This is a genomic window from Rubripirellula obstinata (genome assembly GCF_001642955.1).
Taxonomy (GTDB): Bacteria; Planctomycetota; Planctomycetia; order Pirellulales; family Pirellulaceae; genus Rubripirellula; species Rubripirellula obstinata.
Genome location: NZ_LWSK01000021.1, coordinates 1 through 17,240, shown reverse-complemented (window position 1 = coordinate 17,240; position 17,240 = coordinate 1). Strand labels below are relative to the sequence as shown.

Annotated in this window: 12 protein-coding genes; 5 read left to right on the top strand and 7 right to left on the bottom strand. The window is 54.8% G+C overall.

Features of this window, described 5'->3' with window-relative positions:
* Nucleotides 1-36: 36 nt before the first annotated feature.
* Nucleotides 37-2,211 carry a vWA domain-containing protein gene (locus RC85_RS08210; protein WP_084422475.1) on the top strand — a complete coding sequence of 725 codons (2,175 nt, stop codon included), beginning with the start codon at nt 37-39 and terminating at the stop codon, nt 2,209-2,211.
* Nucleotides 2,212-2,218: 7 nt separating this feature from the next.
* Here RC85_RS08210 and RC85_RS08205 read toward each other — a convergent pair whose 3' ends face one another.
* The gene (locus tag RC85_RS08205; protein WP_068260985.1) at nt 2,219-4,726 is read right to left on the bottom strand and encodes a WD40 repeat domain-containing serine/threonine protein kinase; all 2,508 of its coding nucleotides are present in this window, start codon (nt 4,724-4,726) and stop codon (nt 2,219-2,221) included.
* A 209-nt stretch (nt 4,727-4,935) separates the two neighbouring features.
* On the opposite strand from RC85_RS08205, the gene RC85_RS08200 reads away from it, so the two are divergent.
* On the top strand, nt 4,936-6,096 hold the full coding sequence (locus RC85_RS08200; protein ID WP_084422480.1) for a DegT/DnrJ/EryC1/StrS family aminotransferase: 1,161 nt from the start codon (nt 4,936-4,938) through the stop codon (nt 6,094-6,096).
* A 71-nt stretch (nt 6,097-6,167) separates the two neighbouring features.
* Here RC85_RS08200 and rnpA read toward each other — a convergent pair whose 3' ends face one another.
* The 3 genes from rnpA to tilS form a co-directional block, all read right to left on the bottom strand.
* Nucleotides 6,168-6,518, bottom strand: a complete 351-nt coding sequence (gene rnpA / locus RC85_RS08195; protein ID WP_068260980.1) for a ribonuclease P protein component — start codon at nt 6,516-6,518, stop codon at nt 6,168-6,170.
* 5 nt (nt 6,519-6,523) lie between these two features.
* A complete protein-coding gene (locus RC85_RS08190) occupies nt 6,524-7,495 on the bottom strand; it encodes a DnaJ C-terminal domain-containing protein (protein WP_068261033.1) in 972 nt (323 codons plus the stop codon).
* A gap of 253 nt (nt 7,496-7,748) precedes the next feature.
* Nucleotides 7,749-8,738, bottom strand: a complete 990-nt coding sequence (tilS, locus tag RC85_RS08185; protein WP_068260979.1) for a tRNA lysidine(34) synthetase TilS — start codon at nt 8,736-8,738, stop codon at nt 7,749-7,751.
* Nucleotides 8,739-9,111: 373 nt separating this feature from the next.
* Between tilS and rny the strand changes: the two genes are divergently transcribed.
* From rny to RC85_RS08170, 3 genes are all read left to right on the top strand, one after another.
* Nucleotides 9,112-10,671, top strand: a complete 1,560-nt coding sequence (gene rny / locus RC85_RS08180; protein ID WP_068260978.1) for a ribonuclease Y — start codon at nt 9,112-9,114, stop codon at nt 10,669-10,671.
* Between the two features lie 209 nt (nt 10,672-10,880).
* Complete coding sequence (locus RC85_RS08175; RefSeq protein WP_068260975.1) at nt 10,881-14,531, top strand: S1 RNA-binding domain-containing protein; 3,651 nt, start codon at nt 10,881-10,883, stop codon at nt 14,529-14,531.
* The gene (locus RC85_RS08170; protein ID WP_068260972.1) at nt 14,528-15,025 is read left to right on the top strand and encodes a hypothetical protein; all 498 of its coding nucleotides are present in this window, start codon (nt 14,528-14,530) and stop codon (nt 15,023-15,025) included. The genes RC85_RS08175 and RC85_RS08170 overlap by 4 nt, the downstream gene beginning before the upstream one ends.
* 146 nt (nt 15,026-15,171) lie before the next feature.
* Here RC85_RS08170 and fliG read toward each other — a convergent pair whose 3' ends face one another.
* The 3 genes from fliG to RC85_RS26705 form a co-directional block, all read right to left on the bottom strand.
* Nucleotides 15,172-16,182, bottom strand: a complete 1,011-nt coding sequence (gene fliG / locus RC85_RS08165) for a flagellar motor switch protein FliG (protein WP_068261031.1) — start codon at nt 16,180-16,182, stop codon at nt 15,172-15,174.
* Between the two features lie 73 nt (nt 16,183-16,255).
* Entirely contained in the window at nt 16,256-16,987 is a 732-nt protein-coding gene (locus RC85_RS08160; RefSeq protein ID WP_068260969.1) for an SIR2 family NAD-dependent protein deacylase, read from the bottom strand.
* Nucleotides 16,984-17,127 (bottom strand): (2Fe-2S) ferredoxin domain-containing protein, encoded by a 144-nt coding sequence (locus RC85_RS26705; protein ID WP_157593898.1) that lies wholly within the window; start codon nt 17,125-17,127, stop codon nt 16,984-16,986. Before RC85_RS26705 ends, RC85_RS08160 begins: the two co-directional genes overlap by 4 nt.
* Nucleotides 17,128-17,240: the final 113 nt, after the last annotated feature.

Here is a 17,240-nt window from a genome sequence, read left to right as displayed (position 1 = left end):
ACAAAAGACGAAACCTAAAGACTATGATAACAACTGTTGGAAACGTTTCCGTCGCTGTTCCCAAAACTCGCCATTTCCACGCATCACACGTTGGTAGCGGACGATATGCCATACTCACCACCAAAACGCACGTTTCAGTTTTGCATTGTCTTTCTGGTTTGCTCGCTGTTCCATTTCGATACATTGGCGGATGAATCGGACACCGCAGGTGGTGTCGCAACACCTGCTCCCGTCTCTGGCGCGTTGCAAACGATTTTCTCCCCGACGGAGGCTCCGCGAAGGAAAACAATGGGGCTGTTGCAGCGCAACTTTCTTGACAAGGCTGCTGGCAGCGGTGAACTAGAAATCGCACTGGTCATCGACGGAACCGATTCGATGTCGTCCGAAATTGCAGGCGTTCAAAAATCGATTCGGCAAATGATCGATGATTTGAAACGCTTTCGTGGGGATGGTGTCCGAGCGGCCATTGTCGTCTATCGCGATCATGGATCACCAAGCGGTGAAGTCACGATGTTGCTAGATCGATTCACCAATGATGCCGACACCATTGTTGCTGCCGTCGAGAAATTGACACCGGAATCAGGTGCTCCCTTTTTCTACGAGCTACCCGACCTGGGGATCTACCGGGCGATCAATCAACTGCCGTGGTCGGACAATCCAGAAGTGTCAAAATGGATTCTGATGTTTGGTGACGCACCACCCTATCAATCGACAAAAGCGAACGCGGATTCCCCATCTTCAAAACGTCGCTACAGCGATGACGTGCTAACCAACATGGCGGCGCAAAAAGGGATCGAGATCAACTGCGTGCTTTGCACCAGTGACGATAAGACCGAAGCTAGTTATTCCACAGTGATCGATCAGACGAGAGATTTCATGAATCGTTTGTCGTCAGACACGGGTGGGATCATGCTGGATTTGTCGTATCCTGAAATACAGAAATCGTTGGTGGAAGCGGCTGGTCGAGGGACGACGGATTACGCCAAGATCAAGCCAATCAACGGAGCCGATTTGCAGATGGCAGCACGCAGTACTAAAGCGAATGGCAATCAAGCCGGTGATGAAGGTTCCCGGCGACTTATCAAGATGGCTATCGTTCCTCACGAGCCGTTTCAATCAATGTCCTTTGATCCCACCAGAAAGACAGTGCAAGTCGCGACGGCGATCAAACGTCAGATGAGCCAACTGCCCGGTGTGAAGGTCGCCAGCACCATGGACATTCGGCGACGATTGCAGCAGCTACGAGAAAGAGGTTTTTCGGATGACGATGCCACCGTGCAAGGTTTGGCTAGCCGGATGGATGTTGATTACCTGCTTTGGGGATCGCTACCAAACACGTCCCAAATCACCACAGCCGCCTACCGACGAGTCGATGGAGAAGCCATCATTCAGGTCTCATTGGACGGCAATTCTGAACAGACGGCCGACGTTCTATTGACGGCGGCAGCCAATAGCAAATGGGATCAAGAGCCATTGTGTGAACTTGCAAGGCGTGTCGCGACAATGGACGAAAGAGCGATCCTGTCCGAGTCTATCGCTAATGACAGCGCGACACGAGATGATCTGCTGACCTCGATCGAAGCGTTGGAACAAGCGTTGGCATTGTCGGCGGGTGATCCTGAATCACTGCCTTTGCTGATTTCAGCAAAGACAGCAGCGGAGTCGGCGATCGATGCCGAACCCGAAAATCCTCTGGCCCATTGGCTCGCCGCCAATGCGTCTTTTAACCTCGCCTCCATCTATTTTCGCAATAACGAAACGGGGCCAGCGGAAGAAGCCAGAGCCACTTTCAAAACTTCTCTTCGCATGGCCAATCGTCACGCTTCGAAGATAAGGTCCAAACCGCTTCGATTGGAAATCCGTGCGGATCATTCTCTTTTGATCTCTGGCGACTTAAAAAAGGCCATCGATTCCTACGAACAAATGACACGGGTCACGAACCCACTCTCAACGCAGCTCCGAGGTCATTGGATGCTAAGCGGAATTCGATCGGGTGACTGGGGAGTTCCCGAGACATCAGTGGATCTGAAAAAAGCACGCGAACATGTGATCCAAATTCTTGCGAATTGGCCCGACTCACCTCAAGCATCACAATTGAAACAATGGCTGATGTGGAACGAAACGTCGCAGAAAACGGAGTTCGATTTTCTGCCACAAACCAACCAGACGTTGGAAATGCTGGTTCCGGAAGCATCGTCCAACAATTTTTGAGAGTGCTTTAGGTTCTCGAGTTTATGGACGGAGATTTAGGCGGTTCAGGATTAACGTCTTCGATCTTTTGCAGTGTCGTATCGCGATGAGTGATTCCGAACAACTTTAACAGGTCCAAAGACCACCCTCGGATCGTTCCGTCGCTGCACCCGGCGACAACAAGATTGCTTGGCTCGATTATTTTGACAAACTCGATCGAGTATTCAGAACCATCGTCTTTCGCCACCGCTGCATATTGCCCAAGCAATTCACGTTTGGTGAACAACAGGTTCCCATCAATGGATCCGGCAGCAATCCAGTTCCCATCATCGGTGACATCTAACGAAGAAATCGATTGATTGGAAAATGTTGTTTGCTTCACACTCGCTTTGCCGACGTCCAAGAGAGATCCATCTTCGAGCCCCACGACCATTGCTAGTTGCGATCCATTAATGAGCACTTGCCCACATTCAATTTCTGACCCGTTGATTCCAACAGACTCTCGAAAGACTTGTTCTGGCGATTCGCCCATTCGTACCATCGTCACGCTTCCACCTGAATGGACAACACCCAACGCTGGGACGTTGGTGTTTGGGCCCCAGTGCAACTGACGCACGTTTGCGGCCGGATTCTTGTAAAACGTTTGCGGCGTTCCGTCGTCGTGATGTGCCATCAAGTGTTCGACCTTGTAGATCGATGCATTGCCTTCAATGTCTAAGGTCGACAAGTATTGCCCCGAAGGATCCCACGAAAGCATTTTGATTTCATTGCCAATCGGCCAATCGACCAACCGGTTCCACTTGCCCGATACATGAACGAAAAGATGGATTTTTCCCGACGCCGAGCCGACTGCCAGAATCGCGTCACCAGAGCACGCGCCCAGAGCAACAGCAGTCACCTCTTCCTTGAACGGATCAAGCTCTACGAACAACGCTGGATCGGCAGTTGCGCGTCCAGCGTCCCAGATGCGAACGGAGGTTCCATGCCCGGCCGCAACCCAGGACTGGAAACAGTCAACTGCATTCGGATTGAACAAAACTGAATCGAACGGGGCCAATGCCTGAGCCTTTAAGGCTATCTTGGAATCTTTCAAAGAAACGATTGCTGGCGCATTCTCGAACGCAAACGCAATCAACGTATCCGGAGCGGGGTTCCAAAGATGAACAACGTTGCGTCGAAACCCGTCCAGAACGATTGGCGTAAGGTTCCCGATCGAAGAGTCTTCTGAAAGAACACTGGCGAATAGCCGGCGTGCCTCAATAAGATCACGAGGAATGGCCTCAATCGCTGATTCGAGTGTTGCAGTTCTTTCTTGGATTGCCTCTTCTTTAGTTCCACTCATTTTCAACCAGACGCCTCCGGCGCAAAGCACCGTTACAGCGACAGCCGCAATCCATCGCCACATCCGATATTCCGAAGTTTTCTTCGCAGCATGAGCTTTCGTTGGTGTAGAAGGTAGTGCTTCTAAGGCGGTGTCTGATCCCAACACCGCATTCGCTTCTGGCGTTGTCGGAAGTGCGGCCACTTCGTTCATTGTCTGTTCGTTGGCCAACTCAGTCGTGTCAAAAATACAGTCGGCTGCGTCGTTGACTGCGGACGCGGGTTGTTCACGAAATGACTCACGCAGCGCATCGACAAATGCCCTGCAACTGGGATAACGATGTTCCCAATGCAACTTGGTTGCATGACGCAGCACGTCTTGCTCTGCTTGTCCAACCTTGTCAAACGTGAGCTTTCCCTCGCGATGCGCAGTGATCGCCTCGAACATTGACGTGCCCTGGATCGGCAGCACCCCTGTTCTGAGGTGATAGTAGGTGACAGCGAGAGAATACTGATCGCTGTTCGAACTGGATTTCCCACGAATCGCTTCGGGCGACATGTAACCCACGGTGCCCGCCGCAGCCTCGGTCGCTTCCACCTGCCGGTGTTGCAAAAGCTTCGCAAGACCCAAGTCACAGATCACTGCACTCCCACCAATCGTCACGATGTTGGCGGGCTTAATGTCGCAGTGCTGAATCGAAACTTTGCCCTCGCCCAGATCATGTTGTGGGGCGTTCAAAAAGTCGAGACCTTTCGCACAGTCTTCCATGTACGGAAGAAGTTCATCAAGAGGGATGCCCGTTCGGTTTGCCTTTTCAAGTTCCTTCATCCTGTCCAGCAGACTTTTTCCACCCAGTGGCATCGCTACAACCAAAGTCGCTGGGTTCTTGGGAGCAAGCAGAGAGGGATTGTCGTCAATGATGCTATCGATATCGACGGTGTCATCGCTGAGTTCGGGATTATCAGGAATCACGTTACCCGAATCATCGAGCAGCCAAATCGCCGTGATATTCATCAAGTTTGGGTGATCAATTTCCTTGATTCTCTTGATCGCCCGAAACTCTTTTTGCCCTTCACCTCGCGAAAGATCGATGAACTTTACAGCCGTCCAGACTCCCCCCGGAGCACTCGCCCTCCACACTTCACCAAACTGACCTCGCCCCAGGAATTCTGTAAGACGATATCCCGGAACAAATTTTTGGCCACGTTGCAGCATCGACTTTCTTACGTATTGGGACGTAGGTGGTTTCTAAAAGCTTGGCAGAGGGTGACCCAACAGGCAAGCTGACCCACTCTGATTCAAATCCATTTTAGTTTTCAAGGTGACTGATCTTGACTGGCGGGACGCGATGGGGCTATTTCTGGGTTAGGTTTGCAGTTGTTTCCGCAAACATGATTTTGAAAGCCAAAAACAAGGTCGCCAGGATGGCACAGCCAACACAAAATGTCCCTCTATTGGACATCAATCGCGATAATCAGCCCTACCGCGATGAATTTATCGAAGCTCTAACCGGTGTCGTCGATAGCGGCCGGTTTCTTTTTGGGCCGGATGTCGTTGAACTGGAACGCGAAGTTGCCGGTTACAGCCAAGTCGAAAACGCAGTCGGATGTGCGTCAGGAAGCGACGCACTGTTGCTGGCGTTGATGGCGATCGGCATCGGACCGGGTGATGAGGTCATCGTTCCGAGTTTTACTTTCTTTGCGTCGGTCAGTTGCATCACTCGATTGGGTGCAACACCAGTCTTTGTTGACATTCGACCTGACACATTCAATATCGATGCCGAGAAGATCGAAGAAGCGATCACGCCGGCTACCAAGGCGATCATTCCGGTTCACTTGTTTGGTCAGTGTGCTGAAATCGACCGCATCTGCCAAATCGCCTGCACCCATGACTTGATCGTTGTCGAAGACGCAGCTCAAGCGATCGGCGCGGCCTATCATTCGCGCCCCGCAGGTAGTTGGGGATTGGTCGGTTGCTTCAGCTTTTATCCGACCAAGAATCTTGGCGGCATGGGCGACGGCGGAATGCTGACGTCGGTGGATCCAGCGATGGCTGACCGGCTTCGTTTGTTTGCCGGTCATGGCATGCGTCCTCGTTATCATCACCAAGTCGTTGGCATCAACAGTCGTTTGGACACGTTCCAAGCCGCCGTGCTTCGCGTCAAGTTCAAGCATCTGCCCGAAGCGGTTGAATCTCGGCAGTTAGTGGCGAGTCGATACGGCCGAATGCTCTCCGATGCGGGTTTGGTTGGCGACGATCAAATGGTTCTGCCTTATGAAGATCCAGCGGCATTCCACGTTTGGAATCAGTATGCAGTTCGCATCAAGGGCGGTCGCCGCGATGACTTGCGAGCTCACATGTCCGAGCACGGTGTCGGCAGCGAGATCTACTATCCGATTCCCGTTCACGAACAAGAGTGTTACGAGGATCTGAATTTCGATTCGTCGAAGCTTCCTGAAACGCGATCGGCTTGCGACGAAATTCTGAACCTGCCGGTCTTCCCAGGACTACGCGAAGAAGAGCAAAACCGAGTGGTGGAAACGCTGAAGAGTTTTTTCGCGGGTAGTGCGAAAGCAGCGGCTTAGTTTTAGCGTAGCCGAGCTGGTCTCACGCTTGGGTTTCGATAGCGAGGTTGGGACAATCTCGGCGACAATTGTTAAGTATTTTTTGTCGCCTTGCACGCTAATTTCGGCACCGATTTTTGAACCGCGATCCAGTTGAGGGTCGCGTTTTTTTTTGGCCTGATGATGTAGTCGTGGCCGATTGGGATTTGTTCGATTTGAGTTCGGAACGATTCCCGGATCAAACGTTTCCAACGATTGCGAACGACTGCGTTGCCTGTTTTCTTGGGGATGGTGATCCCAAGTCGTGCCGGTGCATCGGGCTGACTTGGGACCGCGAACAACACCAGCACTCCGTCGGCGGCGCATTGGCCTCGCCGCAGTGCAAAGGTGAATTCGGCACCGCGTTTGACTCGGACGGCTTTGCTGAATCCGTAAGACGCCATGGCGATCAGAACGCGATGCCCTGACGAACATCATCCTGATTTTTGTCTGCAAATTTTTGGATCAGTTCTTTTGAGTCGTCGTCGATTGTCTCCGGCGTTTGGATCTGCACGTTGACGATCAAGTCGCCTGCGGAACCGTCGGTGCTTCCGACGCCCTGACCTTTTAATCGCAAACGCTTGCCGCTGCTGGTGCCTGGCGGGATGGTCATGGTGACGGTTCCGGCCGGAGTCGGCACGTCCACTTTTGCGCCCAAGACGGCTTCACCGATCGTGACCGGCAAGTCGATTTGCAGGTTTCCGCCGGAACGTTTGAAGTACGGATGGTCGGACACTTTCAGCAATAGGATCAGGTCGCCGGTGGGGCCTCCGTTGGGTGAAGGTCCGCCTCGTTCGCGAAGTCGAATTTTCGAGCCAGTTTTGACGCCAGCGGGAATGTTGACGGCGATCTTCTCGTTGGCAGAACCGGTTTGCACGTAGAACTCGGTCTTTCCGCCACGGACGGCGATCTCCAGCGGGATTTCCAATTCGTGTCGAACGTTGCTGCCGCGTGCCGGCGGCGCGGGTGAGCGTCTGCGCCGCCCACCGGCGGATGGGCCGCCAGCACCACCGCCCATCATTTGTTCAAAGAAATCGCCAAAGCCATCGAATTGCGCGTTCCCGCCACCGCCGCCGCGACCGCCAAAGATTTGTTCCAAGTCTAAGCCGTCGAAACCAGGCGATCCGCCTGCATTGGGATTGAATCCACCGCCGCGAATCTTCTCGAAATCGGATCCGTAGCGATCATACGCGGCACGTTTTTCCTCGTCGCTTAGAACATCGTAGGCTTCCTGGACTCGCTTGAACTTGTCATGCGAAGCTTTGTCGTCAGGGTTCTTGTCCGGGTGCAGCTTGTTCGCCAGTTTGCGATGTGCTTTCTTGATCTCGTCTTTCGACGCCGATCGGTCTACGCCCAGGGTTTGATAGAGGTCTTCAGCCACAGAAGTCTTTTCAGCGAGTAAGTTTGAAGTTCGTTGTTTTGCATTGCCAATTTGGCAGATCATTGTCGATCATAACAGCCTAGCAAACTTCAGGCCGATTCGAGTTCTTGTCGGTTAAGGAACGATCCCAAAACAACTTCCCAGGTTGCGAAAATCTTTCGTAGCTGGGCCCGCCAGGGTTCAGTCGGGTACAGCCAAGGATGGACTGAACACGGATTAGTTCGTTTAGCCGCGTGACCATTGCGGTTGGGATTCAGTTGGTCGAATCACGCAGAATGACCTGATCGTCTAAAACCTGGACCTCAACGCCGCCGGGAAGATCAAATCGGGGTACGGTTTTCTCCTTCCCCTGAAACGCCTTCGCCAACCGCTGCCAGTGGTCGCGTGTCATCGATCCTCGCGGCCAGCCCGATTCTTTCCAGTGCCGTTGCATCGCCGCGATCAGGATGGCCGCGTCGGTATTGGTGTCTCGCCGGAACGTCGCAGGCGATGTTGCCAATTGATGCTGCTGGATCCAGTTTTCAGCGTGGGCGTCGATGGTCGTCCGCCATGTTTTCTGGCCTTGGATCGCGCGATCGATCGCTGGCACGGCGGCGGGATAGCGGGTTTGGATTAGCGGGATCAGTTCGTGGCGGATCCAGTTGCGGCTGTATTGGACGCTGGCGTTGGACGAATCTTCTCGCCACGGTTGCCCGGCTTCCTGCAACGCGGCTCGGATGCGATCGCGTGAGATCCTCAGCATCGGTCGGACGAGAACCAGATCGTCATCGACGCTGCGAGTTCCGCCGATTCCGCACAGCCCCGCCGGTCCGGTGCCTCGCATCAATTGGTGCAGCACGGTTTCGACGTTGTCGTCAAGGGAATGTGCAAGAGCGATGTAGCGAGCGCCGTTTTGTTTTGCGGTATCGATCAAGAACTCCATTCGCTGGGCACTCATCGTCGCTTCGTCTTGGCAGGGCTGCGTCGATCTTGCTGAGACGAACTGGATGCCCCATTGCTCGGCGAGTTCTGATGAAAACTGCTGGTCCGCATCTGATTCTGGACCTCGCAATCCGTGATTGAAGTGGGCTGCGATCAGGAAACCGGCGTGGCGATTCTGTTGATGCAGATCCGCCATCATCCGCGCGAGCGAAATGAGCAGCGCGGTGCTGTCGGCACCGCCGCTGATTCCGACCACCACGCCAACGCCCTGGAATCGCTCAGGCGGCCAAGCGGCTTGGATTTCGGAGATGAGATCTTGCAAGTGACTGGTCTTTCATGGTGGGGCCTTTTCTGTTTCTGGTATCGAGGCTCCGTTATCTTGGCTTTTTCCAGGTTTCTAATGGGGCATTGGCGGGGTATATCGTTTCTTCCGCATTGCTCAGATGATAGGCTGGATGCTTACAAGACTAACAACTCCTCCGGACAACAAAATCACCCGCCGCCCGGTGAAGCCATCATGTGCTTTTTGCTTTACCTCTTTGCAACCCTGCAGTTCCGACTAGGCCAACCTAGAAACACTCACCGCAATGAATCTTTGCGGGCGATGTCTTTGCGTACCAGGACCTTGGTTACTGGCACCTTAATCAACCGAGCTGACGAGTGGTTTTTGCGTCCTCGACCGAGAGGACGATACGATGATACCTACCTTCATTTTGTGCGCCGTCGTTGGCGTGATCCTTGGATCAGCCTGCACGATCGCTTACTTCAAAACAACCGAAAATAAACGACAACTCCGAGTCCAATCCCAAGCCAAGCAACTGCTAAGTTCGACTCGCCGCGAGGCGGAAACCGAGCGGGGGCACATTCTGGTCCAAGCCAAAGAAGCTGCGTTGTCGGTCAAAGCGACCGCAGAGCAGGAGGCTGCGTCGATGCGCCAAGCCTTGACGACGCGGGAACAGAAACTGGATCGACGCGAAGACTTGCTGCATCAGCAGGAAGAGGATTTTCGTAAGGCACAACGCGGGCTCGAAAACAGTCAAACTCGGCTGGCAAACCAGTTGAGTGAAATCGCTGACCAGCGAACCGAGCTTGATAAAGTTGTCGCCGCCCAACAAGTTGTTTTGCAACAAGCCAGCGGTCTGTCGCGGGAAGACGCGAAACAGCAGTTGCTGCAGTCGCTGGAAACCGATTTGGAACAACAGCGTGGCGCGGCATTGATTCGCCACAAGAAAGCACTCGACCAAGTCGTCAAAGCCCAGGGCCGCGAAATGTTGCTGACCGCGATTCAGCGATACGCGTCGGCCCACACCGCCGAGAGCACGACCAGCACCGTCGATGTGCCCACTGATGATATGAAGGGGCGAATCATTGGCCGCGAAGGACGCAATATCCGCGCGTTTGAAAAAGCCACCGGCGTCGATGTGATCATCGATGACACGCCAGGCGTCGTGATCGTCAGCGGATTTGATCCCGTTCGTCGCGAAATCGCTCGGATGTCGTTGGGCAGCCTGATCGCGGACGGACGAATTCACCCGTCGCGAATCGAAGAGGTCGTCGGCGAAACGACCGGTCAAATCGATGAACTGATCATGCAAAAGGGGCATGAAGCGGCGGACGAAGTTGGGGTCAGCGGTTTGCCGGACAAGATCATTCAAATGCTGGGCAGGCTTCATTTCCGGACTTCCTACAGCCAAAACGTGCTCCGCCACAGTATTGAGGTCGCGTTTTTGGCCGGTTTGGTGGCTGAAATGTTGGGCATGGACGGCAATTTGGCTCGGCGATGTGGCCTTTTGCACGACATCGGCAAAGCCGCCGATCACGAACTGGAAGGCGGTCACCCCAAAATCGGGGCTGATTTGCTGCGACGAAACGGGGAAGGTGCCGAGGTCGTTCACGCGGCATTGGGGCATCACGACGAAATCGTCACCGAATATCCCTACACGATGGTGACCGCGATCGGTGACGCGTGCAGTGCTTCGCGTCCCGGGGCTCGCCGAGAATCGTTGGAGCGGTACATCAAGCGGATGGAGGAATTGGAATCGATCGCCAAGCGTTTTGATGGCGTGCGGCAAGCGTTTGCGATCAGTGCGGGCCGTGAATTACGGGTAATTGTGGCCAGTGACCGCACTTCGGACGAACAGGCGGCGTCGATCTGCCACGACATTGCCAAGGCTTTTGAGTCCGAATTGACCTACCCAGGCGAAATCAAAGTCACGGTCGTGCGAGAAGCCCGGTTTGTGGAAACGGCGAAGTAGGAAAGGAAGCGATTAGCTGTTAGCTTTGAATCGAGCCCCTAAAGCTAAAGGCTAATCGCTAAAGGCTATTCGCTACTAACCGCTTGCTTGACACTGCCGTGGTGGGGGCCTTATCTTTCTCGATCCACGCGCGCCGAGTTTTCGCGTGGCATTTGCGAGTTTTTACCCTGATCTCGCCTCCTAGTAAATTTAGAAGAGACCGACTCGTTATGAGCGTCGATTTTGATGCAATTGCCCAACGCGGGCGTTGCGATGTTTCCAGCTTACGTCTTGCCCAGCCCCTGATCGAACAGGGTTATAGTCCTCCTTTCTTGTCGCGTTACCGACGTGATGAACTGGGCGGCATCGACGAGGCGAGTCTTTGGGCTTTGTCGGCTGCGATTCGCAACGAACAAGAGATTGCCACTCGCAAAGAAAAGCTGCATCTCGCTTGGCAACAAACCCCGCTGGTCGATCCCGCGATCGGTCATGCGATCGAAAAAGCAGGATCGGTCAGAGTGCTGGCCAGATTGGCTCGACGGCTGAAAGGTGAATCATCGACCGCGCCATCGGATTCGGTCCGCTTGGCAGTCCGAGTTTTGAATCCGCAAAAGGGTGACGGCGACGACTTTGCCGCGATCGCCGGCAAAGTCGAATCGATCGGCGACGCCGCTGCTGCGGTTGCGGGATTGGACGATGCACTGGCTCACCGTTTACCCGACGACCCCAGGATTGTTGCCGCCGCGGTTCGCTGGCTGGCCAAACATGCTCAGATCAAGATCGCCAAAATCCATGATCCTCATCTCGAATCAAGTTCAGAGAAGAATCAAAAGGAGGCGGCCGCGCTAGCGAAAGCGGAAACGAAGGCTGCACCCGTGACGGAGACCGCTGCGGCGGATGCTCCCAAAACAGAAGATGCCAAACCGGCTGCGGAAGCCGTTCCCGCAGAGGAAACGTCAACCGAGAAAGTTTCAACTGAGAAAGTTTCTACTGAGCAGGTTTCAACTGAGGAAACTCCTGCTGAGACAGTTCCAGCGCCAGCGGAAGCTAACGAAGCAGTCGCTGAACCAGCGGCGGAAACTCCCGCAACCGATGCGGCCGTCGAGACAGAAACGCCAAAGTCGGATCCACCCGCTGCTGATTCAACTCCGACGCAACCAGTAGCTCCGGCTGAAGGCAAAACCGCTGAAGCAAAGCCTGCTGCGAAAAAAGAGAAAAAAGCGGCGAAGAAACCGGAGGCTAAAAAGGCTCCTAAGAAGGTTTCGCCACGACAGCGTCGTCGTCGATGGTTGGTCAGCGTCCTGAAACCGCTGCAAGGGAAGAAGTTCAACGGCGATAAGCTGAGCGCCTTCCAGGTCGTGATGCTCGGTCGTGCGCTTCGCAGCCAGGTTGCGATTTGCCAGTTTGAATATGACGCTGCAAAATTGGTCGCCGAACTGCAACGAACCGCTGTTGGTTTTAATCGCGTTGCTGAAGACAAATTGAAGGCAGTCGTTCTGCAAAACGAAGCCATCATCCGCGATGCTGCCGAGGCCGCTTGGTGGGACGATTTGCAAGAACGTGCGTCGGCTCGATTGGTCGCCGTCACCGCCGACACGCTTCGTTCGCATGTCAATCGGGGTGCCGTCGATGCGAAAGTCGTGCTGTCGATCGATGCCGTCGGTCCTCGCACCGCAGCGACCACAATCGTGTCCGCCGACGGTCGCCTGTTGCACTGTGAAGACTTGCCATGCCAGCTTTCCACCGCTCAGCGATCCGCTGCCGTCGCTCGCATGGGCGAATTGATTCATTCGCACCACGTTGATTTGATTGTCATCAGTAATGGCCCCGCTCGGCGATCGATGATGGTCGCGGTCGGTGATCTGATCAAACAATCGCCTGAAAAATCAGTTCGCTGGACGCTTGCCGAACGAGGCGGCGCGGACGCTTACAGCAGCAGCAGCGTGGCCGATCAAGAAATGCGATCCACGCCTCGCCGATTCCGATCAGCCGCATGGCTCGCGATCTCGGTTCTGCAGCCCGCCCAGGCGATGGCGAAAGTGGATCCGCTGAAACTGCGATTGAGTTCGTTCCAGCGTGAGTTGTCCGAAGAAGCACTCGCGCCGGTGCTGGAAAATATCATGGTCAGCGGTGCTTCCCGCGGCGGCGTGGATGTCAATTCGGCTCCACAATCGTGGCTGGCTCGGTTGCCCGGCATGACCGACGTCACCGCAGCAGCGATCGACACCGCTCGACGAAAGCAACTCTTTACGTCACGAGAAACGATTCTGGAACTGGAAGGTTGGACCAGCGAATCCGAAGGCCGGCAAGCGTTGCCGTTCCTGCGGGTCTTCGGAAGCGAAGAAACACTCGACGGCACACTGATCCATCCTGGCGATTATGCGATCGCTCGCAAATTGGCAACGACGCTGGGTATCGAACTGCCGCCTGCGTTCCCGCCTGGTTACGAAGCTCCGGATTACTCGTCGGCGTCAAGCACGGCGGCCGCTGAAGTTAAGCCGATGGAAGTTGTTCAGAAGGAATCAAAGCCCGTCGTCGAAGAGTTCACGGCATCGGGTGAAAAGTCGCCTGAGTTTTCGATTCAGGACGACGCGAAACCGGAAACGGAAGAACCTGCAACTGAAGCCGTAGCTGATTCGGCGGCAAGTGATTCGCAAGCACCAGCGTCGGAGCCCGCGACGGAACCACCAGCCGCTGAAACCCCCGGGGTCGAAGCGGCCGAAGTAGCTGCGGCTGAAGTAGCTGCGGCCGAAACACCAGCGGCTGAAACAGCCGAAGCTGAACCCGAGCCTGCGGCTGCTACCACGAAAACTGCGCCGGTGGCGGCTGATCCGATCAAGCATCCGTTGCCGGAAAAGGCCGCTGTTGATAAGTGCATCAAAGAATGGCAAATCGGGGCTCAGCGAACCTATCAGCTCGTGCATTGGCTTTGCGATCCGTTCGGCGATAGTGATGTATCAGGAACTCCGCCAGCGGTGCTGACCAAAGTCCCGGCGATGAAGGATCTGAAAAAAGGCGATCAGGTGATCGGTGTCGTCGTCGGCGTGATGCCGTTCGGCGTTTTCGTTGAACTCGCGCCCGACTGCAGCGGTCTGGTTCACGTCAGCCGCGTGTCGGATACGTTTGTCGAAGACCTGCACGAAGCAGTTCAAGTCGGCGATGTTGTGACCGCTTGGGTGACCGGCATCGATGAAAAGAAACGTCGTGTCGGCTTGAGTGCTTTGTCGCCCGAACGCGAAGCTGAACTTGAACAAGCACGCCGCAATCAACGAAGCGGCGGTCATGGGCACGGCGGTGGAAATCGCGGCGGCCAAAACAGAGGCGGGCAAAACAGAGGTGGGCAAAGTCGTGACGGCCAGACCGGCGGAGGCCCAAGTAAGGGTGGTCAGAATCGTGGCGGCAGCCCAGGTGGGCGCGGCGGTGCAGGTCGTTCTGGCGGTAAACCCGGCGGCGGCAACCGAGGCGGTCAGGGCCGTGATTCACGCGGCGGCAGAGGTCGCGAAAAGCGAGTTGAGTCCTATCGCGTCGTCAGCAAGAAGGAAGAAAAGCCGCTGACGGATAAGATGGCCAAAGGCGAAGAGCCGCTACGATCGTTTGGTGATCTGGCACAGTTTCTCGGAACCGGAAAACCAGCGGCACCAAAAAAGAAATCTGCCAAACCAAAGCCTCCCGCTGCAGCCAAACCGGCCACCAGCGAAACTGAAACGGCACCAAGCGAAGCGGCAACTGCCAGCAGCGAAGCACCCGCTTCCACGCCACCGGCAAACGAGCAAGCCCCGGAAACTCAGCAAGTTCCCGTCGCAGAAAAGGCTCCCGCTCCCGCTGCCGAACCAGCCCCAGCGGCGCAGCAGGAAGCCAATGAGGATTCATCGAAGTCATGAGTAGTGACGACTTTCAATCACGTCTGGAATCTGCGATCGAACGCGGCAAGCGCCGGGGCGAAGCTGGTGCTGAAAAGAAAAAAGCGAACGAGCTAAGCGAAGATGAACTGCGCCGCATGCACACATCGCTGCGGTTGTCGCTGTCCGAACGTATCGAAAAAGCGATCCATCAAGTCTCTGACCACTTCCCCGGTTTCCGCGAAGAATCGCTCTTTGGCGAAGTGGGCTGGGGAGCGGCCTGCTATCGCGATGATTTGAAAATTTCCAATGGTCGTCGCGAAAACCAATACAGCCGACTGGAAATGATGATCCGACCGCTGGGAAAATCCAAAGTGCTGGATCTGAAAGGCAAAGGCACCGTGATGAACCGCGAACTGTTTAATCGCAGCTACTACGTGCCCATCGCCGACGTGGACTCGGATGAATTCGAGCAGTTGATCGACGCATGGTCGATCGAATACGCCGAACAGTACGCCGCCAAGGCCCGCGCGTAACAAAGTCGCACACGCTTCTAGTGGTCTGTCACAGCTTAATTTTAGGGTAGTGGATCTTGTTAAAGATCCTATCGCGAGAGGATCTTTAACAAGATCCACTACGGCACACCCTAATTCTTAGCTGAGACAAGCCACTAGCCTGTGATTTACGTGACGTATTCTTCTTCCTCTTCGCCGGTCGGCCGCGAGATTTCGCCGCTGTCTTCTAGGTGGCGAACAACATCGACAATCTTCTGCTGCACCGTTTCGACTTCGCTGACACGGACGCTTCCGAGGTAGCCGATTTCCTCTTTCAAGTTCTCGGCCGCGCGGCTGCTCATGTTCCGCATCACCTTCTCTTGCAGGTTGGTGCTGGCACCCTTCAACGCCATCGCCCACTGCGCGGTTTCCACATTCTTCAACAGCGATTGAATGTCTCGATCGCCAAGCTTGTTGATGTCCTCGAACACGAACATCAGCCGGCGAATTTCGTCTGACAATTCGGGATCGTCGCGGCCCAGCGAATCCATGATCGTTCGCTCGATCGCTCGCTCGCAAACGTTCAAGATCTCCGCAACGCTTTCCGCACCGCCACTATGGCTTTGCTGTTGATTGACCATGCTGGACAATCGCATTTCCAATCCAAATTCAAGCTCAGCAACCGCTTCGGGACTGGTCCGACCGATCGAAGCAATCCGCCGAATCACTTCCAGTTGCTTTTCCGGATCTAATCCCGCCAACACTTCGGCAGCGTAGTGACCAGGCACGTGACTCATCAGCAACGCGATCGTTTGCGGATGCTCTTCGCCGATGAACTGCAGCAGAGTCTGCGCGTCGACTTTTTTAACAAAGCCAAACGGCATCGCTTCGATCGTCTGCGTCAGGTTACCGATCAGCTCAGACGCATCCCGGCCAAGTGCTTCCTTGATCAGCTCTTTGGCGCGTTCCAATCCACCGGGACTGGCGTAGATCGCACTGGCCTTGCTGGTCAGGAACTCTGCGATCACGATCTCTTGATCCGCGCCGCCAACCGATTCGGTTTGAGCGATCATGATGCTGATCGCTTCGATGTACCGCGGCGGCAATTGCCCCAAGATATTTGCCGCAACCTTGGTCGGCAAACTCATCAGCAAGATGGCGGCTTTCTTAAGCCCAATATCGTCGAATTGAGTCGTCATTGAATCAACTATCGGCAGTTGCGATGCTCGCCCTGCCAACGCCGACAACAATTTCCGATTGTAGGGACTAGATTCAGTTCGACAATTCTCGCAGCAGCCTGGGAACCTCTTCGCTGGCCCGTCCTCGAATCGTCTCGTCGAACGCTGCCGACGCAGGAGTATCGTCCAGGTTGATTTCAATCTTGCGACACTGTGGTTTAGTTTGTTGGACGATTCCGGCGGCTGGGTAAACCAAACCGGACGTACCGATCGCAATGAACACGTCGGCATTGGCTGCGGCTTGTTCAATTTTGCTGAGCCCGATCGGCATTTCGCCAAACCAAACAACGTGCGGACGCAAGCAACCTCGCATCGATTCGTCGTCAGGATTATCGGGATGTGGCGTGTCCGTACCAAGGTCGTCACGCCAATCAAACAAGGCTTCGGTGTACAGACAGCGGGCCTTCAAAAGTTCACCATGCATGGGCAACACGTTTTGGCTGCCCGCGCGTGCATGCAGGTCATCGATATTTTGCGTGACCAACAGAAAGTCGCAGCGTTGATTAGAAACTCGCGGATCCGAAAGAAGTTCACGCTCAAAATCAGCCAGTGCAACATGGGCTGCATTGGGTTGTATCGTTTCCGACAACAACGCCCTCCGGCGCTCGTTGTAAAACTGGTGGACCAGCTCTGGATTGCGAGCGAAACCTTGCGGCGTCGCCACCTCCTCAACCGCATGTCCTTCCCACAATCCATCCGCATCACGAAATGTCGGGATTCCCGATTCAGCGGAGATACCAGCACCGGTCAAAATTAGAATGTTCATTGCGAGATCACAAATTCGGTCACGGGTTTGCCATCGATCAAATGTTCTTGCAGTATTCGGTCGATCACGTCGGGAACGCATCCGCCGTACCAGACATTATCGGGCATCACGGCGATGATTGGGCCGCAGGGCGATTGCACGGGGATTTACCGACTGAAAACGACTTTTTCCATGTAGTCATCGTCCCAACCAGCGGTGAGCCGCTTGTTTTTGACTCCGCACTTGGCCGTTTTCTCTTGCTTGAGCAAGCTTA